Origin of the sequence: Ramlibacter sp. AN1015, assembly GCF_037726105.1 — a bacterium.
Taxonomy (GTDB): domain Bacteria; phylum Pseudomonadota; class Gammaproteobacteria; order Burkholderiales; family Burkholderiaceae_C; genus Ramlibacter.
The window spans coordinates 53,618-79,965 of sequence record NZ_JBBJUM010000016.1 but is presented as its reverse complement, the minus strand read 5'-3'; the positions used below and the strand labels follow the sequence as shown (position 1 = coordinate 79,965).

Sequence of the window (26,348 nt, the reverse complement as noted above, 5' to 3'; positions counted from 1 at the left end):
CCTACGACAGTTTGCGGCAAAGCAGTCGTCGCCCGGCGCACGGTACGGTCGAAGCTGTTGTCCGTGGCCGCGCGCTGCCTGCGGCCAGCATCGACATGGATAGAGGAGGAGGCGCGTCATGTCCACACTTATCGCCGCGGTCCTGGCGGCCGTGATCATCGGATTTCTCTCGTTCTGGGTGCAGGAGGCCGCCGCCGTGCTGCTGCTGATGGCTGCGGGCGGCGCCGTGCTCGCGGCCGTGCTGCTGGTGCTGTCCGCTCGCGGCGGCCCGGGCAGCCGCTCCCGATAGCCGCTCTCGACGGGACTACCTGCGCCGCAGCGCCTACAGCCCGAACGAACGGCCCGCACCGAGCAGGGTGGCGATGCCCAGGGCCGCAAAGATGGCGGCCGCGATGCCGTGGACCAGCCGCATCGGTATGCGCGTGGCCAGGCGCTCACCGACGAACACGGCCGGCACGTCTGCGATCAGCATCCCCAGCGTGGTGCCGGCGATGACCAGGATCGGGGCGCCATAGTGGGCGGCCATGGCCACGGTCGCCACCTGCGTCTTGTCGCCCATCTCGGCCAGGAAGAAGGTGATCAGGGTGGCGCCGAAAACGCCGAAGCGGCCCGCGATGCGGGTCTCCTCCTCCTCGATCTTGTCGGGCAGCAGGGTCCACGCCGCCATGGCCAGAAAGGACGCGCCGAGCACCCAGCGCAGCACCGAGGGCGACACGGCGGTGGTGATCCAGGCGCCCAGCGCGCCGGCGAGGCCGTGGTTCACGAGGGTGGCGAGCAGGATGCCCGCGATGATGGGAGCGGGCCGCTTGAACCGGGCGGCGAGGATGAAGGCGAGGAGCTGGGTCTTGTCGCCGATTTCAGCGAGCGCGACGACGCCGGTGGACACGAAGAGGGATTCCATAGAGGCGCCCGATGGTAGTGCACCGCCTGAGCGTGCCCGGCGGTGGGCGCCCCGCGCCGGATCTGGTCCTCGTCATGCTCCCGGGTCGCCTGGAATCGCCCGGTTTCGCCTGACCAGGGCCAGGCCGGCGGAAGGCGCGATCAACGCACCGGGCCGCTGCTTCCGGCGAGCTCGGCGCGGCCGTCGCGGGCGAGTTCGGCGCGCAGCTGCGTCAAGGTGCGCTTGAGGCGCTGCTGGTTGTCGGCGCCCATGCGCAGCATGATCTTCTGGCCCGCGGTGAGCGACTGCAGGGCGGGATCGACGAACTCCCAGCGCACCCAGGGGCGCGGATCGGCGACAGGTCCCTTGATCTCCAGCAGCCGCACCTGCACCGGACCCTGAGGCTGCGGCGTTGCCAGCAGCAGATCGACCACCTCGACCACGCGGTCGTTCAGGTAGCGGTTGCGAAAGCCGAGCTCCTCGTAGGCGGCCTGCAGCTGCGGGTAGATGCTGCGGTACAGGGCCGCCGCAGCGGGGACATCAAGCCGCTCCGCGAGCGCCACGAAAGGCCGATAGCGTGCGGCGTTGGTCTCGCTCAGCACGGACTGCTCGGGGCGGCCCTCGGCGCTGAAGCGTCCCGGGGTGGTGTTGACCGGCCACAGGTGAGGCGGCGCATGCTCGCGGCCGAGGTTGTCCACCGTGCTGACGAAGCGGCGCGGAAACTCCGTGACCTGCAGGAAGCGCTCCACCGCCTGCGAGCCGAGCAGGGCCTCCAGAGCGGCGGGAATGTCAGCCGTGGGCGGTGCTTGGTCGAGCGGATGGCGTATGGCGGGTTCCGCGGGAGGAATGACCGCCGACACGGCGGGCGCAGCGGGCAGGGGCGCGGGTGGCCAGGCGCGGCTCCACCAGATCCAGGCCGCCGCAGCCAGGGCCAGCAGCACCGTGAGCGCAAGCAGGGGCGCTGCCCAGCTGCGGCGCCGTGCGCGGATCTGGTGGCCTGCCGGCCGGAATCGGTTGTCGTCGTGGGGCATGCGGGTCTGTCTCCTTCGCACGTGATCGCCGCAGGCAGCGAACACGGTTGGCTGCTGGTCTCGCGGGCGCTGGTCGGGGCGCCCCGCCAGGTGTGAACGCCTGCCGCACCTGTCGTATCTGTGCATTGTCGCCCCGTTCCCGAGGTGCAGCCAGCGTGAGGCGCAGCCTTGCGCTGCATACCGTCCGGTGCGTCCTACTGGAACGCGAGCAGCGGTGCAGCGGAAAAGTGCGATTCCTTCCGACAAACCCGTGCAGGCAGCCATACGACAAGGAGAGCCCCTCAACACGCAGGCTAAGAGCAGGAGAAACCATGAAACCCAAGTATTTGATGATCCCCGCAGCAGTTGCCCTGGCCATCGGCATGGGCAGTGCCGTCGCCCAAGGAACCACCGGAAGCACGGCGGGCGGCGCGGGCGGCAGCACCACCGGTTCCACCGGCGCGACCGGCGTGATGGCGCCCAAGCCCAGCGCAGCCGCCGCCAACGCCAATGCGAACGCCAACGCGCGCGACGCCCAGGCGAAGAAGGGCGAAGACAAGCTGGCTCGCGGCGACCGGAAGTTCATCGAGGACGCGGCTGCCAGCAACATGTTCGAGATGCAGGCGGCCCAGCTTGCCGTCGAGAAATCCAGCAGCCCGGAGGTGAAATCCTTCGCCAACGAGCTGCTCAAGGAGCACAAGACGGCCAGCCAGGAACTGCAGCAGATCGCCAGCCGCCACCAGGTCGAGATGCCCAAGGAGCTGCCGCGCGGCAAGCGCAGCACCCTGGAAGACCTGCGCAAGCAGTCCGGCGCCGAGTTCGACCGCACCTTTGCGAAAGAAGTCGGGGTCGAAGCGCACGAGGACACGGTCAAGCGCTTCCAGAAGGCCAGCAAGGACCTGAAGAACCCCGAGCTCAAGGCCTGGGCCGAGAAGACCCTGCCCAAGCTCGAGGAGCACCTGGCCGACGCCCGCAAGCTGCCCCAGGCAGGCAAGGAGAGCACGCGCATGGGCGGCCCGGCTGCCGACGGCAAGGCCGCGCCGAAGGACGCGCCCGCCGCACCGCGCAACCAGGCTGCGCCCGCCAGCGGCAACAAGAGCTGAGCGCCCTTGGCGCACGCGACGGCCGCGCCGCTGCGCGCGGCCGTCAGCGCTGGGCTGCGGCGTCGGCCGTCACGGTCGCAAGCTCGCGCCTCAGCTCGGTGAGGGTGCGCTTGAGGCGCCGCTGGTTGTCCACGCCCATGCGCACCAGCACCTTCTGCCCCGCGGTCAGGGACTGCAATTCCTCGTCGGCGAACTGCCAACGCACCCAGGTGCGCGGATCGCCGCCCGGCTCTTTGCGCTCGGGCTGCCGCAGCTCCACCGGGCCCTGCGGCTCCGGCGTGGCGAGCAGCAGGTCGATGACCTCCACGGTGCGGTCGTTGAAGTAGCCGGTGAAGCCCAGGTCGCGGTAGGCCTGCTGCAGTCGCGGATAGATGCTGCGATACAACTGGGCGGTGCGCTGCGGATCGATGCGTTCGGCCATGGCCACGAAGGGCCGGTACCGTGCGGCATTGGCCGGCGAAATGACGGCCGTCTTGCCGCCGGGTTCGGCGCGCACGTCGAAGCGCCCCGCAGTCGGCAGCACCGGCCACAGCAGCGAGGTGGCGTGTTCGCGCCCGAGCGCGTCGACCGTGGCGACGAAGCGCCGCGGGAAATCGGTGGCGTTCAGCAGGGCAGCGGCGGCCGGGCGCCCGACAAGATCTGTGATGGCGGACTCGATGTTTTGGGGGGCAGCGGCGGGGTCGCCTTCCTCGATCGGGAACCGCGGACCCGTCGCGACCGGCGCGGTGGTGGCCGGCGTCGTGGAGGCGCCGGGCGCCGCGGGCGCGCCATCGCCGCCACGCGTCCACCACAGCCAGGTAATGCCCAGCGCCAGCAGCAGCAGTGCGGCAGCCACGAGCACGACCACCCGCGGCCGCGGGCGCGCGTCGCTGCGGTGGGCGTACGGTTCATCGGGCCGCCGGCGGAAATCTTCGTCACGGGCCATGTGCCCGTTATAGCGGCGCCGGGCCGATCGCGAAAGCGTTGCCCCGGCTTCGCACCGGAGCGCGCGAGCGCCCTAGTCAACCTTGCGGCGCGGGGCCTTGGCAGTGGTGCGAGCGGTCGAGCTCGGCTTCGCGGCGGCGGCGGCGCGTTGCGCGGCCGCCGCCTCGTCGTCGTTCGCGGCCTTGCGCGCCGCGCTGCGGCTGCGCGTGGAGGCGGCCGGCGCCGGTGCCCGCGCGGCAGGGCGGCGCGGTGCCGGTGCGGCTGCGGCGGGCGCAGCCGCAGGCGCCTGTCGCAGGCTCTTGCGCAACAGCTCCGTCAGATCGATCACCTCGGCACCGGCACCGGTGGGCACCGGCGCCTCCGTAGCGCCGGCCGGGGCGTGGGTGATGTCGCCGGCTCGCCGCTTGGCTTCGACCAGCGCCTCCAGCTTTTCGCGGAACTCGTCGCGGTAGCGCTCCGGATGCCAATCGTCGGAGAGCTCCAGCACCAGCTGCTCGCCCATGCCGAGCTCGCGCTCGGTGACGCCTTCATCGCTCGCGGCGCCAGGCAGCGGCAACTCGGCCATGCTGCGCACTTCGTCGGCCCACCGCAGCAGGTTCACCACCAGCCCGTCGCCGCTCGCCACCACCAGCGCCAGGTGCTGCCGGGTGGACACCACGATGCGCCCGAGCCCGGCGCGGCCGGTGCGCCGCAGCACGTCGCGCAGCAGCGCGTACACCTTGCTGCCGCGATGGATGGGGCTGGTGTAGTAGGGCTTGTTGTAGAAGACCGGGGGGACGTCCTGCAGCGGCACGAAGGCCTCGATCTCGATGGTCTGGGTGGAGCGGGGCAGGGCTTCCCGTATCTCCTCCTTGGTGAGGGTCACGAACTGGCCCTCTGCGACCTCCATGCCCTTGACCAGGTCGGACGGTGCGATCGCTTCGCCGGTGCGCTTGTCGATCTTCTGGTAGCCCACCTGCGCTCCGGAGCCCGCCTCGAGCATCCGCATCTTCGGGCGCAGGTCCTGCGTGGCCGCGTGCAGGGACACGGGAATGTGCACCAGCCCGAAGCTGATGGCGCCTTTCCAGAGGGTGCGTGCACTTGCGGTGGCCATGGCAGCCGCACGCTAGCGCGAAGCGGGCGGGGCGCCCTGTAGGCGGGGCGAGCGGCTCGATGTGGTCCGCCGCCGATGCCATGCACGGCCGACGGCATGGATCGGCTAGCGACGATCCGTCGCGTGCAGCCGGCAAGCGCGTTGCGGCGCCGGGTCGGCGCGCGGATCGCCAGCGGCAGCGGTACGGCCGTCGCGCTGCCAGTCGTGTCACGCGGCTCTCCGCCGCAAAGTGGCGCGCCTCCTACACGGTGCACGGCTGGCCCACGGCTAAGGTAGGCGGGGAAACACCCATGAGCTTCGTTGCCCGCGTCCTCGTCGCGATCGCCCTGGTCAGCCTGACCTGGCTGGCCTGGCTGCTGCGCAACGTGTTGCTGCTGGCGTTCGGCGCCGTGCTCCTGGGCGTGGTGGTCGGCGCGTTCGCCTCGCAGATGGAACGCACCGGGCTGGGCTGGCGTGCCAGCGTGATCGTCACGGTGCTCGCAGCGCTGGGGCTCGTCCTGGGCGTGGGATGGATGGTGGGCGACGCGGTCACCTCGCAGATCGAGGCCCTGCGCGAGAGCTTCGGCGGCGCGATCGATGCGCTGCGCCGATGGCTCGCGAGCCAGCCCTTCGGCGCGCGCGTGCTGCGCCTGTGGGACAGCAGTTTCGGTGACGGCATGCCCGCCGGCCGTCTCGCGAACATGGCGACCGTCACGATCTCCGTCTTCTTGGATGCGCTGCTGGTCACGATGGCCGCGGTGTACCTGGCCGCCGAGCGCGACCTGTACCTCCGTGGTGTGGAGCGCCTCGCGCCGCCCGCGCGTCGCGAGGTGCTGCGCGGTGGCCTCGACGCCGCCGGAGGCGCGCTGGTCGGCTGGCTCAAGGGGCAGGCGCTGTCGATGACCTTCGTCGGCGTGGCAACCTGGGCCGGGCTGTCGCTGGTGGGCGCGCCGCTGGCCGGCACGCTCGGCCTGCTCGCGGGACTGTTCGAGTTCGTGCCGTACCTCGGTCCGCTCGCCGCTGGTGCGCTGGCGGTGGTGTTCGCCTTCACCGACTCGCCCGAGATGGCCTTGTGGGTCGCGGGCGTGATGCTCGCCGTGCAGCAGCTGGAGTCGAACGTCGTGACCCCGCTCGCGCAGCGCTGGACCGTGCGCCTGCCGCCCGTGCTGGCGCTGTTCGCCGTGCTGGTATTCGGCACGCTGTTCGGACTGCGAGGCGTGCTGCTCGCGACGCCCCTGATGGTGGTGCTGATGGTGCTGACCCGCACGCTCTACGTCGAGCACTACCTCGAATCCCGGCCCCTGCCCGCGGCATGACCCCCGCCTAATACCGCCTGACCACCATGCACCCTCCTGCTGCTTTCACTCGCAACACCCGCACCGCGCGTGCCGCCGCACCGCGCACCAGGCATGCCGGACTGCTGGCGCTGTCCGCTGCAGTCGCCGCCTACGCCATGTGGGCGCACCACAAGGCCGAGCAGGCTCAGCGGGACCACGCGCCGTCCGGACGCTTCATGCATATCGATGGGGTCCGCCTCCACTACCTGGAGATGGGGTCCGGACCGCCGGTCGCGATGCTGCACGGCAACGGCGTGCACATGGGCGATCTGCTGGCCAGCGGCGTGCCGCAGCAGCTCGCGCAGAGCTGCAGGGTGGTGCTTTTCGACCGCCCCGGGTTCGGCCACAGCCTGCGCCCGCGCGACCGGCTGTGGACTCCGCATGCGCAGGCGGCGGTGCTGCATCGCGCGCTGCTGGCGCTCGGGATGGACCGTCCGGTGGTCCTGGGGCACTCGCTCGGAGCTCTGGTGGCGCTGGCCCTGGCGCTGGACTACCCCGCCAATCTGGCGGGGCTGGTGCTGGTGGGCGGCTACTACTACCCGCAGGTGCACCCGCTTACGCTGGCCTTCGGTCCGGTGGCAACACCGATCCTGGGCGACGCCATGCGCTACACCGTCTCGTCCTTGAGCGCCCGGTTGGCGCTCAAGCGCATGGTGCGCGGCGCCTTCGCGCCCCAGGATCCGCCGCCGGACTATCTGGCGCAGCTCGCGCAGGAGCTGCTGGTGCGGCCTTCGCAGCTGCGCGCCGATGCCGAGGACCTGGTGTACATGCTGCCTGCGGCCCGCGCGATGGCGCCCCGATACGCGGGACTGCAGTTGCCGGTGGCGGTGATGGCCGGGGCGCGCGACCGCGTGGTCGATACCGACGAGCACGCGCGCCGGCTCGCCGCGGAGCTTCCCGCCAGCCGGCTGCACGTGGCACCGGGCATCGGCCACATGCTGCACCACGCGGCGCCTCATGCGGTGGTCGAGATGCTCGAAGCCGTGATGGCCGACGGCCGCCAGCCGCGACCGCTCGGTACACCGGGTGCCGTCGCGGCCCGGTAAGGCGTAGCCGGGCAGGGAAGGGCAGCCCGGAGCCGCCGCCGCTCAGGCCGCCGGGCGCAGCTGGCGCCGCACCGCCATCGCGTGGCTCACCTCGCCGTCGATGAACTGCTGGTGGCGCCGTTCGACGCTGTCCAGGTCGTAGAGGTAGTTCACCATCATCCCGAGCGACTGCTTCAGGCCCTTGCGAGAGAGGTCGGCGGCGAAGTTCACGCGTTCCAGCCGTGCTCCGTTGTCGAGGTGGAACCGCGCCACCGGGTCGGCCTGCGGACCGTGGGAATGGGCGACGAGGTAGTGGGCACAGAGGGCGCACAGGTCGTTGCGCAGGTCGTCCGAGAGCGCCGCGAGGGCCGCAGACCCCACCGTGCCTTGCGACTGGCGCCAGGTTTGCACACGCTCGAGTGGCGGGCGCCATGCGCCCTGCGGGGGATGTGCCGTCGCCTCGCCGAGCCAGCGGGTGAAGCCCGGGACGGGGGACAAGGTGCAGAAGGTGCGCAGTTGCGGCAACTCGGCGCACAGATGGTCGGCAACCTTCTTGATCAGGAAGTTGCCCAGCGACACCCCGCGCAGACCGGGCTGGCAGTTGCTGATGGAATAGAAGACCGCCGTTCGTGCGCTGCCCGTCAGGGCCGCGGCGGCGGGGGCATCGATCAACTGCGCAATGGTGGCGGGGATCTCTTCGACCAGCGCCACCTCGACGAAGATCAGCGGCTCGTCGTCTCCGAGCTGCGGGTGGAAGAAGGCATAGCAGCGCCGGTCGGGCTGCAGGCGGCGGCGCAGGTCGTCCCAGCCGGTGATCTCGTGGACGGCCTCATGGCGGATGATTTTCTCGAGCAGTGCGGCACTGGACTGCCAGTTCACCGTCTCGAGACGCAGGAAGCCCGGGTTGAACCAGGAGGCGAGCAGGTGCAGGAAGTCCGCGTCCACCGCGCGGAGCTCGGGTTGTTCGGCGATCAGCCCGAGCAGGTCGCAGCGCATGGCCAGCAGGGCGGCGGTGCCGCCCGGGGCACGGTTGATGCGGCGCAGCAGCTCCTGCCGAGGGGGTTCGACGGCGCGCGTGAGCGCCGCCAGCGTATCGGCCGTCTGCGCCCGCGAGAACTGCATCGCGCTGGCCAGCACCTCCTGGGGACGCGGCGCGAAGTCGGTGGCCAGCGCCGCGAAAAACGCCACCCGCTCGGTGGGCGGCAGCTCGCGGTAGAGCGTCATCACCTCCTGCGAGAGGGCATACACACTGGCCTGGCCGCGCTCGGAGACGAGCTGGTGGCAGGCCCGCAGCAGCGGCGCGAGGGCGCGGTGTGAGCGTGAACGCGTGGCGAGGTTGCGCAGTTTCTGGAGCATGGCCGTCCCATCCTAGCGGCGCGCCGGGCGGCGCGGGAGGGGGCTAGCCCTGCAGGCGAACGAAGCGGCATGAAGGCGCTGCGCAGGACGGGGGCGGGCCGGGGCGCAGGGTCCGGCGCCGGCATGCAGACGCCAGGCACGCTGGCTGCGGGCTGCGGGCTGCGGGCTGCGGGCTGCAGCCGGCGGGCTGGGGTGCTCCCGTCAGGCAGCGAGCTGCCGCAAGGTGGCGTCGAGCACGGTGCGCAGCGTCTCGAGGGCCGCCTGGTCGGCCGGCGAAGGCGTGGCGGCGAGTGCCGTCTCGGTCTGCTGCGCGGCCTCGGCGAGTTGCTGCGCACCGACGGTGCCGGCGTTGCCCTTGAGGGTATGGGCGAGCCGGTGCGCTTCCTTGCGGTCGCCGCGCTGGCGCGCCTGGTCGATGGCGGCCAGCGCGCGGGGCGCTTCCTGGCGGAAGCGCTCGACGACGCGTGCGTAGAGGTTGGCGTCTCCGCCCAGGCGCGCCATGGCGGCGTCGCGGTCGATGCGCACAGCGCTCGAAGGCGGCGCCACGGCCCCCGCCGCAGCGGGCCGCCGCGACGGAACCTCTGCTGCGCTGGCGACGCGGGTGTGGCGCAGCAGCGTGGCCACCAGCTCGCCGGCATCGACCGGCTTGGCGAGGTGGGCGTCCATGCCCGCTTCCAGGCAGGCCTCGCGATCGCCGCTGCTGGCGTTGGCGGTCAGGGCGATGATCGGGATATTCTCGAAACCCACGATCTGCCGGATCTCGCGAGTGGCTTCCAGGCCGTCCATGTTGGGCATCTGCCAGTCCATCAGGATCGCGTCGTAGCGGCCATTCGCCACGATCGAGGTGAGCGTGTCCAGGCCATCGACCGCGATCTCCACCTGTGCGCCCTGGGCCACCAGGAGGTCGCGGGTGACGATCTGGTTGTTCTCGTTGTCCTCCGCCACCAGCACGCGGATGCCTTGCAGCGGCTTGCCCGTCGGCGTGGCGCCCGGACGCGCCGGCGGCTGCGCTGCGCCCTGCGCCTGGTTGACGGCGTCCGCCAGCATCGAGGCCGTAGCCGGTCCCCCCAGGTAAGCCCCGATGCGGCGGCGCTCCGGTGCGATCCGGGCCAGCTGCTGCCGGCCGGCGGCGTTGCCCAGCGCGACGACCGCCAGGGCACGCCCCGGGAACGCATCGGCGATGCGCAGGGCCGCGCTGAACGGCTCGCCGCCCGCGAGCTTGCAGCCGACCAGGGCCGCGCCGATCTGGCGCTGGTTGCCCAGGACGTCCAGGGCCTCTGTCAGCGATGCAGCTTCCGTCACCTGCCAGCCGAGCGACTGCGCCATGCGGGCGTAGGCCTGCCGGGTTGCCGCCCGATCGTCCGCCACCAGCACGCGCAGGCCGTGGGTCACCACCGGCGTCGCGGTGACCGCCGCGCCGGTGCCTTCGGGCAGCCGCAGCACGAAGCCGAAGCTGCTGCCTTGGCCGGGCACGCTGCGCACCCGCAGTTCGCTGCCCATCAGCCGCAGCAGCTCCCGGCAGATGGCGAGGCCCAGCCCGTTGCCGCCGAACCGGCGGCTCGCCGCCGATTCGGCCTGGCCGAAGCCCTGCATCAGCTCCTGCAGCCGGGCGGCTTCGATGCCGATGCCCTGATCGACGATATCGACCTGGAGCTCCACCGTGCCGTCCTTGCGGGCGAGCTGCGCCATGCGCAGGACGACGGGCTTGCCGTCGCCGAACTTGATGGCGTTGCCGCCGAGGTGCATCAAGACCTGGCGCAGGCGACGGTCGTCGGCCACCAGCCGCGGCGGCAGGGACGGATCGATGTCGAAGACGAACTCCTGGGGGCGCTCGCCGAGGGTGCCCGCGAACGCGGCGGACAGCTCGCGCAGGAGCTGCTCGAGCTCGAAGGTGCGTGGCTGCAGCGTGACTTCGCCGGCTTCGACGCTCGCGAAATCCATGATGTCGTCCATCACGCCGACCAGGGAGCGGCCGGCATCGCGCGCGTGCGCCAGCCACTCGCGGGGGCGCTCGTCCAGCACGGCGCCTTCGATCAGCTGCAGCATGCCGAGGATGGCGTTGACGGGGGTGCGCAGCTCGTGCGCCATGTTGGCGATGAACTGGTGGCGGCCCTGTACCGCACGCTGCGCCTCTTCGCGGGCCTGGCGCACCTGACCCTGCAGCAACTCGGACTGGGTACGGCTGCGGCGAAGCGCCTCGACCGTCTGGCGCGACGCCGTGATGTCCAGCAGGCTCATGGCCATGCCGCCGTCTGCGAGCGCGGTGAAATGGATCTCCAGCAGGGTGCCGGTGCCCATCAGGCGCTCGACGCGCCGCGGCTGCGCGGGGGCGTTGCCGTCGCTGAGCATCAGCCCGCCGGGCTGGGCCCCGGGGACGCCGGCGCGCCGGGTGCGCTCGACCAGCGCGGCGAAGTCGAGGCCTGGCGGCACGGGCGCATCGCCGAGCCCGAGCAGGACCTGGAATCGGGAGTTGCAGTGCACCAGGCGCTGCGCGCGATCGAAGAGGCCCAGGCCATACGGCAGGCTCTCGAGCAGGGCAGGGACCCGGACGGATGCGAAGGCCTCGTCCGAGGCGGCGGGGGCAGAGCGGTTCATCTGGGTGGGCAGTTGGACAAGGGGCGCCGCAGGCGGTGGCCGCCGCGCCGGCAGCCCGGATTGTGCGTCAGCGGCGGCCGGGGTGCGCTGCAGGGACGGGTGGACGCGCCCAGGGCGGGGCGATGGCGTGCAGGGCGCCTCAATGCGGTGGCGCCGTAGCCTCGTCGCGGCCCGCGGGAAGCTGCTGGAGCAACTCGCTCAGGCGGTCCGGATTCATGGGCTTGACGAAGTGGAAGTCGAAACCTGCCTCCCGCGAGCGGAGCATGTCCTCTGCCTGGCCGTAGCCGGTGAGGGCGACCAGCGTGGCGCCCCGCGTGCGGGGGCTCGAGCGCAGGCGCCGCGCGAGTTCGTAGCCGTCCATGCCGGGCAGCCCGATGTCGAGCACGTAGACCTGTGCGGGATCGGCCAGCGCCGCATCCAGGGCCTGCTGGGAGTCGGTGCGAACGACCGCGGTGTGCCCCAGCGTCTCCAGCCACACCCCCAGCATGTCGGCTGCGTCGGTGTTGTCGTCCACCACCATCACGCGCAGGCTGCGGCCGGGCGCGTCGGCGTGCGATGCGGCGCCGGGGCGCTGCGACGGGGAGGCGCTGCCGGTGCCTGCGGCAGCCGTGGGCGAAGGCGCGGGGGATGGAGGCAAGGGCGAAGGCGAGTGCGAAGGCGAGGGCGAGGGCGAAGGCGAGGGCGAACCTGGATGCGGTGGCTGCCCTCGCGGCGTGGCAGACGCCGCCGCGGGCACTGGCGCTGCCGGCACAGGCGCCGGGGCCGGGGTGGCCGAGGCGTGCGCATGCGCGACGTCCAGGGGCAGGGTAACGGTGAACGTGCTGCCGGCGCCGGATCCGGCACTCTTGACGGTGACATCGCCGCCATGCAGGCGCGCGAGCGTGCGAGCGAGAGCCAGACCCAGCCCGAGCCCGCCCTGCGCGCGGTCGGGAGTGCGCTGGGCCTGCGTGAACAGATCGAAGAGGTGCGGCAGCAGTTCGGAGTCGATGCCCGATCCGCTGTCCTGCACGAGGATCGCCGCCGTGCCGCCCTCGTCGATGCGCAGCGACAGGACGATGCGCCCGCCTTCGTTCGTGTACTTGGCGGCGTTGTTCAGAAGATTCACGACGATCTGGACCAGCCGCACCTGGTCGCCCAGAACCTGTGCGCAGCGCGTCTCGTCGATCTCCACCACCAGCGCATGCCGCCGCGCCTCGACGTGCGGGCGCGCCTGCTCCAGGGCGGCGCGCAGCACCTCGCGCAGGTCCACCGGCAGGCGGGCGATGCGCACCAGCCCGCGCGTGACCCGCGAGACGTCCAGCAGGTCATCGACCAGCGCGGACATGTGGCCCACCTGCCGCCCGATGAGTTCGCCGGCGCGGACCACGCGTTCCGGGTCGCGCGGCGCAGCGCGCAGGATCTGCGCCGCCGTGCCGATGGGCGCGAGCGGATTGCGCAGCTCGTGCGCAAGCATGGCCAGGAAGGCGTCCTTGCGCTGGCTGGAATCCTCGAGCTCGTTCAGCGCGCGCTTCTGGTCCTCGATGTCGGTCAGCGTGCCCAGCCAGCGCAGCACGCGGCCCGCGTCGTCGTGCACCGGCAGCGCGCGCGACAGCACCCAGCGGTAGGCGCCGTCCTGGTGGCGCAGCCGAAACTCGCCTTCGTAGGGCTGGCCGGTATAGAGGCTCGCCTGCCAGGCCGACTGCACCCGATCGCGGTCTTCCGGATGGATGGCCTCCGACCACGCTTGGCCATCCAGACCCGTGGCCGCTCCGACGAACTCGCGCCAGCGCTGGTTCTGGTAGCTCACCTGGCCTTCCGGCGTGCTGGCCCAGACCATCTGCGGAATGGCTTCGGTGAGGGCGCGAAAGCTCGCTTCGCTTTCGCGCATTGCGCTCTCGGCGCGCAGGCGCGCGCCGAGTTCCTGCGCGCTCTCGCGCTGCAGGAGGGTCCGCTCGACGCCTCGCGCCAGCCTCACCAGCAGCCGGCGCGCGCCCTGGTCCAGCTGCCCCGGCTGGTCCCCGAGCACGCACAGGGTGCCGATGCGCTCGCCACCCGGCATCTCCAGCGGAACGCCCGCGTAGTGCCGCACGCCGGGGGCGCCACGCACCAGCGGGTTGTCGAAAAAGCGCGCGTCCTGCAGCGTGTCCTCGACTTCGAAGACGGGATCGTCGCAGGCGATCGCATGGCCGCAAAACGAGATTCGGCGGGGGGTCTCGAATCCTTGCGGCAGGCCCACCGCCGATTTCATCCATTGCCGGTTGCGATCGATGAGCGAAATCAGCGCGATGGGCATGCCCGTGGCCGTCGCGGCCAGCTCGGTGAAGTCGTCCAGCAGGGCTTCGGGTTCGGTGTCCAGCAGCCCGAGGGCCTCCAGCCGACAGAGGCGGCGTTCTTCATCGGCAAGCGGTGGCGGAGGCTTCATCGGTACTGCAGGCGAGCGGGGCCGGAAATGACCATAGCACGCGACACGTTGCCCGACCAGAGGGCCCGCGACCGTTTCGGGCCCCTGCCGGCACCGCACGTGCGCTCCATGCCGCGCGCGCCGAACGCTGGAACCGAATGCCTTGGCACTACACGAATGGCTGATCGGAGGATGCATGGAAACCATCATCGAAGTTGCGTTCGCGCTGGCCGGGCTGTCGTGCGGCGCCTTGTTGACGACGGTTTTCTTTCGCGGCCGCATTGCCGCCTTGCTGGAGGCGGCGGTGGCCCAAGGCCGCGCCGCCCTCGACATCGAGCTGGCGGCGCAGGGCGCGCGGCTGCGTGCCGCCGAGGCCGAACTGCAGGAGTCGCGGCACGACGCGCAGCTTGTGCGCGAGGCCGGCGAAATCTGGCGCAGCGCACTCGAAGACGCCCGGGGCGAACTGGCGCGCGTGAGCGAGCGCGCGAGCCGGGTGACCGCAATCGACGCCGACCTGCATCGGCTCACGTTGCAGCTGCGGCTGAACGAGGAGGAACTGCGCCGGCTGGCGGCGAGCGAAGCGCACAAGGACGAGGCCTTGCAGGGCGCGCGCGCACGGCTGGAACGATTGGAGGCCGAGAACGCAGCGCTGCACGGCAAGCTGGAGTCGGCCATGGGGCTGCTGCAGCACGCGGACCAGCGCCGCGCCACCGCACAGGAGCAGGCTGCGCGCGCGCGCGGCCTGGAGGCGCAGTTGCATGAAAGCCAGTTGCGCTGCGCCACCGCCGAGGAGCGCCTGATGCAACTGCGCAGCGCAGCTTCGATCGAGAACGGGCGCCTCGCTGCGGACCTGGCGGCGTGCCGCGAGACGGCGGACCACCTGCGCGGCGAACTGGCCGCGGCGCGCGGGCTGCAGATTGCCGCGGAGGCGCAGGTGGGCCATCTTGCGCGCGAGGCCGCGGAGCTGCGTGCGCGCGCCGAGCGGGCCGTGCTGGCGAGCCGGCCCCTGAGCGCTCGCCGCGGCACCGCGCTGCCTGCGGCCGCGGTGCCTGGCACCCGCGAGACGGCGGCTCCCGACCTGCTGCGCCTGGCGAGCGCACCCGCGCAGCGGCTGGCGCTGGCCGACATGATCGCCGCCGCCGGACTGTCCGAGCCCGTGCATTGCCAGCCCGAGGGAGACGCCGCCGCGTTGATCCACCTTCCCCAGGGACGGCGCCTGCGGCTGGACGCCGCGCTGTCCCTGCAGGCGTTCCAGGGCGTGCGGGATGCCGGCGACGAGGACGCGCGAGCGCAGGCACTCGGCGCTCACGTTGCGGCGATCCGCTCCCACGCGGACCGCCTGGCGCAGGCTCGGCAGCAGGCCGGGCCGGACGCGGCGGCCGAACTGGTCGTGCTGCTCGTGCCGGATGAAGCCGCCTTCGTGCTGGCGGTGACGGCCGACGGGGGGCTGCCGCTGGAGGGATGGCGCCACGGTGTCTTGCTCGCGGGACCTTCCGGCCTGGTGTTCGTGCTGCGCACCGTGGCGCAGCTGTGGCGCCAGGAGGCGCGCCATCACCACGGGCCGGCGCTCGCCGAGCATGGGGCCCGTCTGGCTGCACGCGCGGCCGAACTGAACGACGACCTGGACGCGCTGGGCGACACCCTGGCCGAGGCCCGTGCCACGCTGGAAGCGGTGCATGCACGCCTGGGTGCGCAGGAAGACGGGCTGGTGGCCGTCTCGCGCGCCGTGGTGCAGGTCGGGATGGCGCCTGCAAGCCGATGAGTGCGCGGGGCTGCGGCAGTGGCTCCGTGCGCCGGCGCCGCAGCCGAGCCTTCCGCGTGGCGCCGACGTCGCAGGGTGTTGCCCGGCGGCGCGCGACGCGCCGCAGTGGCGGCCGCAACCGCACGCGTCCCCCGGCCGCCCCCAGGCGAAACCTCAGCGGCGTTCGTACTGCGTGGTGCCGAACAGCGCCTCGCGCGCCTTCTGGTCGGTCAGCGGCTTGCGCCTGTCGGCCAGCACCTCGACGCCCTTGCGCACGGCCGGCCGCTCGGCGATCTGGTCGAACCAGCGTTGCACGTGCGGGTAGTCGGACAGCTGCACGCCCTGGTTCTGCCAGCTGCGCAGCCACGGGAAGGTGGCGATGTCCGCGATCGTGTAGTCGGGCCCCGCGAGATACGCGCTCTGGGCAAGACGCTTGTCGATGACGCCATAGAGCCGCTTGGCCTCGTTGGTGTAGCGGTCCACCGCGTACGCGATCTTTTCGGGCGCATAGAGGCGGAAGTGATGCGCCTGCCCGAGCATGGGGCCCACGCCACCCATCTGGAACATGAGCCACTGGAGCAACTCATACCGGCCGCGGGGGGCCTGCGGAAGAAACCGGCCGGTCTTCTCGGCGAGATACATAAGGATCGCGCCGGACTCGAACAGCGAGATCGGTGTGCCGCCAGGGCCGTCGGGGTCCACCAGGGCAGGAATCTTGTTGTTGGGGCTGATGGCCAGGAACTCCGGCTCGAACTGTTCGCCCGCGCCGATGTTCACCGCGTGCACGCGCCAGGGAAGTCCGCACTCCTCCAGCATGATGTGCACCTTGTGCCCATTGGGCGTAGGCCAGGAATACACCTCGATCATGGTTGCCTTTCTGCTTGTGCTTGGGTCAAATCTGCGGCCACTCTAGGGGAAAGCGCCAGTCGATGTTTGCGATGATCCGAAAAGCCGCCGAGTCGTTGCGGCCGCACTTCCGCATGGAAGGGGCGGTAGGCGGGCGGCCGTTCGTGCTGCAGGAAGGGCTACCCACGCGCGACTACATCCACCGGCGTGAGCTGCTGGGCCGGTGCGACCTGGCGCTGCCGCCGAGGCTTGCCGACGAAGTGTCGGTCGTGCTGATGAACCGGCACCTGAAATCGACGCTGGAGCAGTCCGCGTACGAGCGCTACATCGACGACGAGCGCACCCTGGCCACCACCGGGCTGCCCGAGGAGATGCGCTGGCTGTCGGTGTACCGGGAACTGCGCTGGCCGCAGCTGCCGCGCGAGTTCTGGCGGCACTGGACCGTGCTGGCCGACCACGCGGCGCACGCCGCGAGCTGGGTGGATGCGCCGCTCGCCGCCGCGCTGATGGAATGGCCGCGGCTTGCGCCCGACACGCCCGTGGTGCTCCTGTTGCTGCGCGGCAAGGTGTATCTGCGGGTGCAGTATTCCCCGCGTGAGCCGGTGCTGGCGCGCCATGCCGGCACGGTGCTGCAGATCGCATGCGAGAGCGGTCAGCGCGCCTGGGGAAGCACGCGGCGCGTGGCGGCGCCGCCCTGAAGCAGCCCGGGGAGCGGCGCAGCCGGGAGCCGGCGCCGCCCGCCCCGTAAACGAATGGCGTCCTCAGGCCCCGCGCGTCACCGGCACAGGTGCGTCCGCGCCGTAGGCGCCGTATTTCCCCAGCTCCCACTTGGCGATGGCGTTGCGGTGGACCTCGTCGGGGCCGTCGGCAAAGCGCAGGGTGCGCGCATGCGCGTAGGCGTAGGCGAGGGGGAAGTCGTCGCACATGCCACCGCCGCCGTGCACCTGCATCGCCCAGTCGATGACCTGGCAGGCCATGCTGGGGGCGACCACCTTGATCATGGCGATCTCCGTGCGGGCCACCTTGTTGCCGGCGGTGTCCATCAGCCAGGCAGCCTTGAGCGTGAGCAGTCGCGCCATGTCGATGCGGCAGCGGGCTTCGGCGATGCGCTCCTGGGTGACCGTCTGCTGGGCCACGGTCTTGCCGAAGGCGGTGCGCGAGGACGCGCGGCGGCACATCAGCTCCAGCGCGCGCTCGGCCTGTCCGATCAGGCGCATGCAATGGTGGATGCGGCCGGGGCCGAGCCGGCCTTGCGCGATCTCGAAGCCGCGGCCCTCGCCCAGCAGCATGTTGGAAGCCGGCACGCGCACGTTCTCGAAGAACATCTCGACGTGCCCATGCGGCGCGTCGTCGTAGCCGAGCACGTTGAGCGGCCGCACGATGCGGATGCCGGGGGTGTCCGCCGGCACCAGGATCATGCTTTGCTGCGAGTGGCGCGCGGCCTGCGGATCGCTCTTGCCCATGGTGATGAAGATCCTGCAGCGCGGGTCGCCTGCGCCGGAAATCCACCACTTGTGGCCGTTGATGACGTACTCGTCGCCGCGCCGCTCGACGCGGGTCTCGATGTTGGTGGCGTCGGACGAGGCGACGTCCGGCTCGGTCATCGCAAAGGCCGAACGGATCTCGCCGGCAAGCAGCGGCTGCAGCCACTGCCGGCGGTGCTCGTCGCTGCCGTAGCGCGCGATGGTCTCCATGTTGCCCGTGTCGGGCGCCGAGCAGTTGAAGACTTCGGGCGCCCAGGGCACCCGGCCCATGATTTCGGCGAGCGGCGCGTACTCCTGGTTGGTGAGGCCAGCGCCGGCGACCCCGGCGATCTGGGCGGTGTCCTTGGGCATCCAGAGGTTCCACAGCCCGGCTTCGCGCGCCTTTTCCTTGAGCCGTTCGATGAGCGTGAGGTGGGTCCAGCGCCGGCCCGCCGCGGTGTTGGCCGCCAGCTCTTCGGCATACGCCTTCTCGCTCGGGTAGATGTTCTCGTCCATGAACCTGAGCAGGCGTGCCCGCAGTTCCTGGGTCCGGGGGGAGTAGTCGAAGTCCATGGTGTGGGTTCCTGCAAAAGTTCCGAGGAGAAGATCCGGGCGGATAGATCTTTGGAGACGGTGATGGGTGCGGCTGCAGCCGGCTCAGGCCTTGCGGGCGAAGTTCCAGGCCATTTCAGCCAGCCCGCGGGCGCCGGCGCCCGAGCGGGTCGCCTGTTCGCTCGACGCGGTTCCGTCGCGCGCGCGGCGGGCGATGCCCTGCAGGATGGCAGCGAGGCGGAACAGGTTGTAGGCGAGATAGAAGTTCCAGTCGGCACGCAGCGCCTCGGCATCGGCGAGCCCCGTGCGCTCGCACCAGCGCCGGATGTAGCTCTGCTCGTCGGGGATGCCGAGGCCTTCCAGGTCGAGGCCGCCGATGCCGCGGAATGCCCCCGGCGGGATGTGCCAGGCCATGCAGTGGTAGCTGAAGTCGGCCAGGGGATGGCCCAGCGTGGACAGCTCCCAGTCGAGCACCGCCAGCACGCGGGGCTCGCTGGGATGGAACATCAGGTTGTCCAGCCGGTAGTCGCCATGCACGATGGAGACCTTGCCGGCATCGCGCGCGCTCGCGGGCATGTTCGCGGGCAGCCACTCCATCAGACGGTCCATCTCGCCGATCGGTTCGGTGATGGATGCCTGGTACTGCTTGCTCCAGCGCCCGATCTGCCGCTCGAAGTAGTTGCCGGGCTTGCCGTAGCCGGCGAGGCCGCGCGCTGCGAAATCGACGGTGTGCAACGCGGCGATGACGCGGTTCATCTCGTCGTAGATGGCGCCGCGCTCGGCGGCCGTCATGCCGGGAAGCGACTGGTCCCACAGCACGCGGCCCTGCATGAACTCCATCACGTAGAACGCACGGCCGATCACGGATTCGTCCTCGCACAGCGCGTGCATCGTGGGCACCGGGACGTCGGTGCCGGCCAGGCCGCGCATCACCGCGAACTCGCGCTCGATCGCGTGCGCAGACGGCAGCAGCTTGGCGACCGGACCGGGCTTGGCCCGCATCACGTAGGCCTGCTGCGGCGTGAGCAGCTTGTAGGTGGGGTTGGACTGCCCACCCTTGAACATCTCCACGGTGAGCGGGCCTTCGAAGCCGGGCAGGTGGCGCCCGAGCCAGGATTCGAGGGCGGCGGTGTCGAAGGCGTGCTGCGCGGAGACGGGGCGCGTGCCGACGAAGTGCGAGAAATCAGTCGGCATGCATGTGGTCCTTCTTCAGTCGTGTTCGGCGGTGGTGATGCGCATCAGCGCCTCGCGGTCGCGCACGACCAGCCCGCCGGGCTCGATGCGAATGGCCGATTCGCGCTCCATCGCCTTGAGCTCCTGGTTGACCCGCTGGCGGGAGGCCCCGAGCAGCTGCGCGAGTTCCTCCTGCGCGAGCTGCAGTCCGATGCGCACGTCCTGTCCGTTGCCCAGGCAGGCCACGCCGTAGCTGCGCACGAGATGCAGCAGCTGCTTGGCCAGCCGCGCCCGCAGGGGCAGGGTGTTGAGGTCCTCGACCAGCCCGAACAGCTGGCGGATGCGCCGCGCGTGCAGGCGCAGCAGCGCCTCGTAGAGCTCGGTGTGGTTGCCCAGGATCTTGCGGAAGTCGGCCTTGGCCACGCACAGCAGCGTGGTCTCGCCATGCGCGTAGGCATCGTGGGTGCGCTGGTCCCCGTCGAAGATCGCCACGTCGCCGAACCAGATGCCGGGCTCGACATAGGCGAAGGTGATCTGCTTGCCCGAGATGGAGGTCGAACTCACCCGCACCGCGCCCCGGGCGCACGCGATCCACTCCTGCGGCGGGTCGCCGCGCGCGGCGATGAGGTCGCCGTCCTTGTAGCGTTTGACGAAAGCGCATCGAAGAATGTCGTGGCGAAGCGAAGGGGACAGGGATGAAAACCAGCGCCCGGCGTTGATTGCCTCGCGTTCTTCGATGGTAAGAATGGGCTCGTCCATGGGTTGTCGTGTCAGTGACTGGAGGTCCCGCAGCCTGTCGCGTGCGGGACCCGCGGCTACTCGTAACGCGGGCGCTGCTTGGCCAGGAATGCCTCGATTCCGATGCGGCCGTTGGCGTGGTGCAGGTTGGCGACGAACTGGTCGCGCTCGCGTGCGAGGTGCCGGTTCAGGGACGACTCGGGCGCCTCGTTCAGCAGTTCCTTGATGCTGGCTACAACGTTGGGGGCCTTGGCATTGAGCTGTTCGGCCAGCGCGAGCGCGTCTGCCAGGGCGGCGGCAGGCGCGCTCAGCCGGTTCACCACGCCCAGGGCATGCAGGCGCTGGGCACCGATGCGCTCACCCGCCAGCAGCAGCTCGCTCGCGAGCTGGCGTGGCAGCAGCCGGCTGAGGCTCCAGGAGCCGCCGCCATCGGGCGAGAGGCCGACGCTCGCATACGCCATGACGAAGACGGCGTTGTCTGCCGCGACGATGAGGTCGCAGGCGAGGGCCAGGGAAAAGCCGGCGCCGGCAGCGGCGCCCTCGACGGCCGCGATGACCGGCTTGGGGAAGGTGCGGATCGCCTCGATCCAGTTGTGCAGCCCTTCGATGCTCTGCGCCTGCACCTGCGGCGGTCGGCGCCGGTTGTCCAGGAGCCGTTGCAGGTTGCCGCCGGCGCAGAAGGTGGCGCCTTCGCCCGTGATGACCACGCTGCGCACCTCGGGCAGCGTCTCGGCGACACCGAGTGCTTCGACGCCGGCGGCGTAGATCTCGGGGCCGAGCGCGTTGCGCGCCTCGGGATTGCTGATGGTCAGGACCATGGTGGCGCCATGGCTGGTGCTGCGCAGTTCGGCGGCCATCGCTCAGTGTTCCTCTTGCAGCAGCGACAGCCCGATCGCGCCGCGGCGGCGCAGCCACGGGCTGGGGCGGTAGCGTGGGTCGCCGTAGACGGTCTGCATGTTGAACAGCACCTCGAGCACGTTCGCGGGGCCCCAGCGGTTGCCCATTGCCAGGGGCCCGAGCGGGTAGCCCAGACCGAGGGTGACCGCGGTTTCCAGGTCGGCCGGCGTGCAGATGCGTTGCTGGCAGATGTCGCTGGCGATGTTCACGATGGTGGCGACCACGCGCTGCGTGACGAAGCCGGCGGAGTCGCGGATGACGCTCACGGCCTTGCCGTCGCGGGCGAACAGGGCGTGGGCGGCGTCGCGCATGTCGGCGCGGGTTGCGGGGTTGGTCGCCAGTACCCGGCGCCGGGTGGCCGCGTCTTCCACCAGCAGGTCGATGCCCACCGTGCGCGCGGGGTCGAGCCGCTCGACCACCGCCACGGTGGTGACGTCGAAGCCGAGCGGGGCCACCAGCGTGAGCGCCTGCGCAGAGGGCGACTGCCCGGTCTCGATGCGCGCACCCAGGTCCTTGAGCAGCTGGTACAGCTCGGCACGCCGCGCCGCGCGTGTGGACACCCAGACCGGCGGCAGCTCCCCCACCTGCGGCACCGGGGGCTCGGGCGGCACCTGCGCCTTGCCGTCGGCGTAGCGGTAGAAGCCTTCGCCGCTCTTGCGCCCGAGCAGCCCGCCGGCCAGGCGCTGCGCGGTGATCACGCTCGGGCGGTAGCGCGGCTCGTCGTAGTACTGGCGGTAGACCGACTCCATCACGGGGTGGGAGACGTCGAGCGCGGTGAGGTCCATCAGCTCGAAGGGGCCGAGCTTGAAGCCGACCTGGTCGCGCAGGATGCGATCGACCGTTGCGAAGTCGGTGACGCCCTCCGACACGAGGCGCAGCGCCTCGGTGCCGTAACCCCGGCCGGCGTGGTTGACGATGAAGCCGGGGGTGTCCTGGGCCTGCACGGGCGTGTGGCCCATGCGCCGGGCGAGGTCGGCCAGGCGCGCGCACACGGCAGGATCGGTGCGCAGGCCGGCGACCACCTCGACGACCTTCATCAGCGGGACCGGGTTGAAGAAGTGGTAGCCGGCAAGCCGCTGCGGCTGCTTCAGGCGGGCCGCAATGGCGGTGATCGAGAGGGAGGAGGTGTTGCTCGCGAGGACCGCATCGGGTCCGACGATGTCCTCGAGCTGCGCGAACAGCGCCTGCTTGGCGTCCAGGCGCTCGACGATGGCTTCGACCACCAGCTCGCAGCCGGCGAGCTCCTGCAGGGTCGTGGCGGCCGAGAGGCGCTGCTTGCAGGCTTCGGCCTCGGGCGCCTCCATGCGGCCCTTGTCGCGCAGCCGTTCCCACTGCGACGCGAGTTCCTGTTGTGCCCGTGCCACGGCATCGGGTTGCGTGTCGAACAGGCGAACCTGGCAGCCTGCCTGGGCGGCGATCTGTGCGATCCCGCGGCCCATGGCCCCTGTACCGACGATGCCTACGGTGTTGAAGCTCGATTGCATGCGGCGATTATCGAGGCAGCCGCGACCCCGGACGACAGCGCGACCGTATACGCAGAAAGTCCGCCCTTGACCCGCCGATGCGTTTCGGCATCTCGCCAGCGGCGATATTGCTGTGCAAAATGGGCTGGCTCATGAGACGTAATCACTTCTGGCGGCTGGTCCCTGGTGCCGCATTGATCCTGTTGACCGCCGGCTCCAGCATGGCGTTGACGCTCGGCCGTTCCCAGGGCGTGGCCATGCTCGGCCGGCCGCTCGACGTGACGGTTCCCGTGGTGCTCGACGCGCCAGGCGCCATCGCCGACCTGTGCGCCCGCGCAGAAGTGTTCTACGGCGAGACGCGTGTCGAGGTCCGCTCCCTCGATCCCCGCGCGACCGGCGGCACCAACGCCGTGTTGCGCGTGCAGGTGCCAAAGCCCATCGACGAAGCCTTCGTCACGGTGCAGCTGCAGGTCGGCTGCACCCAGACCTTCACCCGCAAGTTCGTGCTGCTGACCGAAGCGCCCGGCGACGTGGCCGAAGCGGCCGCGCAATCCACGCCCGTGGCTCCGCTGGTGCTGCCTGCGAGCACCTCGCTTCCGCTCACGCAGGCGCCGGCCGTTGCGGCGCCCGAGGCTCCCACGGCCGCCGCGCCATCGGCACCCACTGCGTCGGCTCCCGTCGGAGCGTCGCTGCGGCCACGGGCCGCACCGGCTACGCCGCCCGCGGCGCGCGCCACCCCTGCAGCCCCAAGGCCGACGCCGGCCGTTCGCGCAGCTGCCGAGGTCCGGCCGCCTGCGTCTTCGTCATCCACGCGTCCCGTGGCTCCCGCCCCGAAGCCCGCGCCCAAGCAGCCCGTGGTTGAGCGGCCTCGGCTCAAGCTGGACGCGGCCGAGGTGCGCACCGGGCCAGCCGCGGCTGCGGCGCCGGCGGCCAAACCTGCTGCGGGGGTGCCGCAAGCGGCTGCAACGCAGGCGCCTGCCGCAGCTTCGTCCGCGCCCGCTGCACCCGGTGCGGGCGTCGCCCCCGGTGCCGCTCAGGCGGACGACCTGCTGCAGAGCGCTCAACGCATGCTCACGCTCGAGGCGGACATGAAGGCGATGCGCGAAGGCATGGCCAAGAACGAGGCCTTGATGCGCGAACTGCGCAGCCGACTGGACGAAGCCGAGAGCGAGCGCTATGCCAACGGCCTGGTCTATGCGCTGGCCGCCCTGCTGGCGGCTTCGGGGGCTCTGGCCGGCCTGTTCTGGCACCGCAGCCGCAAGGCCACGCTGGCCCAGGCGAGCTGGTGGGGCGATCGCGCGACCGAGGGCGAGCCCGAACTGCACGAAGAGGCCGATCCGCCGGCAAGCGCGATCGCCGACGTGGTTCCTGCTGCCGCGCCGGTCGTGGCGGCCATGCCGGCTTCTGCAGTCGTCGATTCGCGCCCGGCGCCCCTGACCTCCTTCGCCACGACAGCTGCGGCGCCAGCGTCGCCCCGCGAGGAGCCGAACACGGCCGCGAGCGACGTCCAGCACATCGACCTGCCGCTGGTCGATGTGCCACTTGTCGATCTGGAACCGACCGTTCGAAGCGGCGTGCGGGCGACCGCGTCCGTGCACGACGACGCCGGCACCGACGACCTGCAGCTCACCGATGTCGGCGTGAGCCTGGAGGCGCTCAGCGACCTGCAGCAAGAGGCCGACTTCTTCAGCTCCCTGGGCGAGTACGACCGCGCCATCGAGGTGCTGCGAGCCCATATCGATGCGCAGCCACAGGGCAGCGCCGTGGCCTGGCTCGAGTTGCTCGACCTGTACCACCGGCTGGGCCGCGAGCACGACTACGAGCAACTGCGTCGCGATTTCGAATGGATGTTCAACGCGCAGGCGCCCAGCTACCACGGGTATCCCGAGGAGCAGGCCGGGCTTGCCGCGTATCCGGCCAAGCTCGCGCAGGTGCAGGCGCTGTGGGGGACGCCCGGGGTGCTGGACATCATCGGTGACGCCGTGACGCGCCCGACTTTCAACGACAGCGGCGAGGTGGTGGGTGTCGAGACGCTGCGCGACCTGCTCATGCTGCATGGCGTCGCCAGCGATCTGTTGGGCGCGCAGCGCGATGCCCGTCCGTCGCTCGCCGATCTGCCGGAAGCTGCTGCGGTGGGGTCGGCGGCGGGCGCTTCCGTATCGGAGTTCGCGCCGCTGTCGCTGGACGCGCTGCAGGTCGAGCCGCATCCGTCGGACGAGTGGAAAAAGCTGGCTCCATCGAACTCGCGGCCAGCCGGGCTCGACGTGAACCTCGATGACGCCGCAGACGCGCCTTCCGCATCTTCGCCTTCAACAACAGGGTCGCCCGCGCGCGGAACCGGCGCAGGCGAGCTGGGCAACCTGCTCGATTTCGATCTCGACCCGAACACGGCGTTCAAGCTTCCCAAGCGCTGAGGAGGTCGACTGCCGCGCCTGCCGGGCGCGGCGGCTTCAGCCTCTCGTTCGTCGTTCAGCCCTCGATGAACGCACGCGGACGTTCTCGGCGGCCCCAGGGGCTTCTGGTCGGCATCGACTACGGGGGCTTGCAGGACGCATAAGCGTTTGGCAGGGCGCGGCCGATCGGCTGGAGCGGGGCCGGGCGGGTAGAAACGCGTCGATGTTCGCGGACCAGCCACCAGAGGCCGATTCGCCGCCGATCGGCACCGACCATTACCAGAGGCCGATTCGCCGCCGATCGGCACCGACCATTACATCGCTAAGCAGTGGACACGCTAGTCACGAAACGCGTGCCGCAGCACGCCGGCTACTTCGGCGTTGCGACCTCAGCGCCGCACCTGCAGTGCCGCCGGATTGACTACGTTGCTCGGCGCGCCTTCGATGAAGTTGATGACGTTGTCGAAAGCCTGGCCGAAGTACATCTCGTAGCTCTCCTGCTCGACGTAGCCGATGTGGGGGGTGCAGATACAGTTCTCCAGCCGCAGCAAGGCATGGCCTTGCAGGATCGGCTCGCTTTCGAACACATCGACTGCCGCCATGCCGGGGCGGCCGCGGTTGAGGGCGGCGATGAGTGCGTCGCTCTCGAGCAGTTCGGCGCGCGAGGTGTTCACGAACAGTGCCGTTGGCTTCATGCGTCCCAGGTCCTCGAGGCGCACGATCCCCTCGGTCTGCTCGCTCAGGCGCAGATGCACGCTCAGCACATCGCTGTGCGCGAACAGGTCTTCGCGGCTCGGCGCGACCTCGTAGCCGTCGTCGAGCGCCCGTTGCCGCGATGCTTCACTGCCCCAGACCGCCACATGCATGCCGAAGGCGCGGCCATAGCCTGCGACGAGCTGGCCAATGCGGCCATAGCCCCAGACGCCCAGCACCTTGCCCCGCAGCACCATCCCGAGCCCGAAGTTCGCCGGCATCGATCCCGACTTCATCCCCGACTGCTGCCACGCGCCGTGCTTCAGGTTGCCGATGTACTGCGGCAGGCGACGCATGGCTGCCATGACCAGCGCCCAGGTGAGTTCGGCCGCCGCCACCGGCGAGCCGCCGCCGTCGGCCACGACAATGCCGCGCTCGGTGCAGGCCTGCACATCGACATGGGGACCGATGCGGCCGGTCTGGGCGATCATCTTCAGGCGTGGGAGCTTCTCCACGAGCTGCCGGCTGATGTACGTGCGTTCGCGGATGAGGACGATCACGTCGGCGTCCCGCAGACGCACCGCGAGTTGCCCGATGCCCTTGACGGTATTGGTGTACACCTTGGCGGGATAGGGCTCGAGCTTGGCGGCGCATTGCAGCTTGCGCACCGCATCCTGGTAGTCGTCGAGGATGACAATGTTCATGGC

General features: G+C 70.9%; 21 protein-coding genes. 7 read left to right on the top strand and 14 right to left on the bottom strand.

Features of this window, described 5'->3' with window-relative positions; genetic code table 11:
* The first annotated feature begins 118 nt into the window (after positions 1-118).
* Positions 119-289, top strand: a complete 171-nt coding sequence (locus tag WG922_RS19835) for a hypothetical protein (protein WP_340284663.1) — start codon at positions 119-121, stop codon at positions 287-289.
* 33 nt (positions 290-322) lie between these two features.
* On the opposite strand, the gene WG922_RS19830 is transcribed toward WG922_RS19835, so the two are convergent.
* Entirely contained in the window at positions 323-901 is a 579-nt protein-coding gene (locus tag WG922_RS19830; protein WP_340284661.1) for a TMEM165/GDT1 family protein, read from the bottom strand.
* A 140-nt stretch (positions 902-1,041) separates the two neighbouring features.
* Entirely contained in the window at positions 1,042-1,911 is an 870-nt protein-coding gene (locus WG922_RS19825; RefSeq protein ID WP_340284658.1) for a DUF3014 domain-containing protein, read from the bottom strand.
* A 311-nt stretch (positions 1,912-2,222) separates the two neighbouring features.
* On the opposite strand from WG922_RS19825, the gene WG922_RS19820 reads away from it, so the two are divergent.
* Complete coding sequence (locus tag WG922_RS19820) at positions 2,223-2,993, top strand: DUF4142 domain-containing protein (protein WP_340284657.1); 771 nt, start codon at positions 2,223-2,225, stop codon at positions 2,991-2,993.
* A 43-nt stretch (positions 2,994-3,036) separates the two neighbouring features.
* Here the strand turns inward: WG922_RS19820 and WG922_RS19815 are convergent, their stop codons facing one another.
* Both WG922_RS19815 and ku read right to left on the bottom strand, forming a co-directional pair.
* Positions 3,037-3,918, bottom strand: coding sequence for a DUF3014 domain-containing protein (locus WG922_RS19815; RefSeq protein ID WP_340284655.1), 882 nt, complete (start codon positions 3,916-3,918; stop codon positions 3,037-3,039).
* A gap of 72 nt (positions 3,919-3,990) precedes the next feature.
* Positions 3,991-5,010, bottom strand: coding sequence for a non-homologous end joining protein Ku (gene ku / locus WG922_RS19810; RefSeq protein WP_340284654.1), 1,020 nt, complete (start codon positions 5,008-5,010; stop codon positions 3,991-3,993).
* Positions 5,011-5,300: 290 nt separating this feature from the next.
* On the opposite strand from ku, the gene WG922_RS19805 reads away from it, so the two are divergent.
* Together WG922_RS19805 and WG922_RS19800 are read left to right on the top strand one after the other, a co-directional pair.
* Positions 5,301-6,305 carry an AI-2E family transporter gene (locus WG922_RS19805; RefSeq protein WP_340284652.1) on the top strand — a complete coding sequence of 335 codons (1,005 nt, stop codon included), beginning with the start codon at positions 5,301-5,303 and terminating at the stop codon, positions 6,303-6,305.
* Positions 6,306-6,331: 26 nt separating this feature from the next.
* Positions 6,332-7,372, top strand: a complete 1,041-nt coding sequence (locus tag WG922_RS19800; protein WP_340284650.1) for an alpha/beta fold hydrolase — start codon at positions 6,332-6,334, stop codon at positions 7,370-7,372.
* A 42-nt stretch (positions 7,373-7,414) separates the two neighbouring features.
* Here WG922_RS19800 and WG922_RS19795 read toward each other — a convergent pair whose 3' ends face one another.
* From WG922_RS19795 to WG922_RS19785, 3 genes are all read right to left on the bottom strand, one after another.
* Positions 7,415-8,707: a malonyl-CoA decarboxylase gene (locus WG922_RS19795; RefSeq protein ID WP_340284649.1), complete on the bottom strand. Its 1,293-nt coding sequence runs from the start codon at positions 8,705-8,707 to the stop codon at positions 7,415-7,417.
* Between the two features lie 201 nt (positions 8,708-8,908).
* Positions 8,909-11,302 (bottom strand): response regulator, encoded by a 2,394-nt coding sequence (locus WG922_RS19790; protein WP_340284648.1) that lies wholly within the window; start codon positions 11,300-11,302, stop codon positions 8,909-8,911.
* Between the two features lie 139 nt (positions 11,303-11,441).
* On the bottom strand, positions 11,442-13,703 hold the full coding sequence (locus tag WG922_RS19785; protein WP_340284647.1) for an ATP-binding protein: 2,262 nt from the start codon (positions 13,701-13,703) through the stop codon (positions 11,442-11,444).
* A 175-nt stretch (positions 13,704-13,878) separates the two neighbouring features.
* Here WG922_RS19785 and rmuC point away from each other — a divergent pair, with 175 nt between their 5' ends.
* Positions 13,879-15,444, top strand: a complete 1,566-nt coding sequence (gene rmuC / locus WG922_RS19780; protein ID WP_340284646.1) for a DNA recombination protein RmuC — start codon at positions 13,879-13,881, stop codon at positions 15,442-15,444.
* Between the two features lie 153 nt (positions 15,445-15,597).
* Here the strand turns inward: rmuC and WG922_RS19775 are convergent, their stop codons facing one another.
* A complete protein-coding gene (locus tag WG922_RS19775) occupies positions 15,598-16,290 on the bottom strand; it encodes a glutathione binding-like protein (protein WP_340284645.1) in 693 nt (230 codons plus the stop codon).
* A 71-nt stretch (positions 16,291-16,361) separates the two neighbouring features.
* Between WG922_RS19775 and WG922_RS19770 the strand changes: the two genes are divergently transcribed.
* Entirely contained in the window at positions 16,362-16,967 is a 606-nt protein-coding gene (locus tag WG922_RS19770) for a hypothetical protein (RefSeq protein WP_340284644.1), read from the top strand.
* Positions 16,968-17,030: 63 nt separating this feature from the next.
* Here WG922_RS19770 and WG922_RS19765 read toward each other — a convergent pair whose 3' ends face one another.
* The 5 genes from WG922_RS19765 to WG922_RS19745 form a co-directional block, all read right to left on the bottom strand.
* Positions 17,031-18,305 carry an acyl-CoA dehydrogenase family protein gene (locus WG922_RS19765; protein ID WP_340284642.1) on the bottom strand — a complete coding sequence of 425 codons (1,275 nt, stop codon included), beginning with the start codon at positions 18,303-18,305 and terminating at the stop codon, positions 17,031-17,033.
* An 84-nt stretch (positions 18,306-18,389) separates the two neighbouring features.
* A complete protein-coding gene (locus WG922_RS19760) occupies positions 18,390-19,478 on the bottom strand; it encodes a phosphotransferase (protein ID WP_340284640.1) in 1,089 nt (362 codons plus the stop codon).
* Positions 19,479-19,493: 15 nt separating this feature from the next.
* The gene (locus WG922_RS19755; RefSeq protein WP_340284637.1) at positions 19,494-20,216 is read right to left on the bottom strand and encodes a Crp/Fnr family transcriptional regulator; all 723 of its coding nucleotides are present in this window, start codon (positions 20,214-20,216) and stop codon (positions 19,494-19,496) included.
* A 56-nt stretch (positions 20,217-20,272) separates the two neighbouring features.
* Positions 20,273-21,052 (bottom strand): oxepin-CoA hydrolase, alternative type, encoded by a 780-nt coding sequence (locus WG922_RS19750; protein ID WP_340284635.1) that lies wholly within the window; start codon positions 21,050-21,052, stop codon positions 20,273-20,275.
* A gap of 3 nt (positions 21,053-21,055) precedes the next feature.
* On the bottom strand, positions 21,056-22,576 hold the full coding sequence (locus tag WG922_RS19745; RefSeq protein ID WP_340284633.1) for a 3-hydroxyacyl-CoA dehydrogenase: 1,521 nt from the start codon (positions 22,574-22,576) through the stop codon (positions 21,056-21,058).
* Positions 22,577-22,707: 131 nt separating this feature from the next.
* Here WG922_RS19745 and WG922_RS19740 point away from each other — a divergent pair, with 131 nt between their 5' ends.
* Positions 22,708-24,969, top strand: coding sequence for a hypothetical protein (locus tag WG922_RS19740; protein WP_340284632.1), 2,262 nt, complete (start codon positions 22,708-22,710; stop codon positions 24,967-24,969).
* A 368-nt stretch (positions 24,970-25,337) separates the two neighbouring features.
* Here WG922_RS19740 and WG922_RS19735 read toward each other — a convergent pair whose 3' ends face one another.
* Positions 25,338-26,345 carry a D-2-hydroxyacid dehydrogenase family protein gene (locus WG922_RS19735; RefSeq protein WP_340284630.1) on the bottom strand — a complete coding sequence of 336 codons (1,008 nt, stop codon included), beginning with the start codon at positions 26,343-26,345 and terminating at the stop codon, positions 25,338-25,340.
* Positions 26,346-26,348 lie beyond the last annotated feature (3 nt).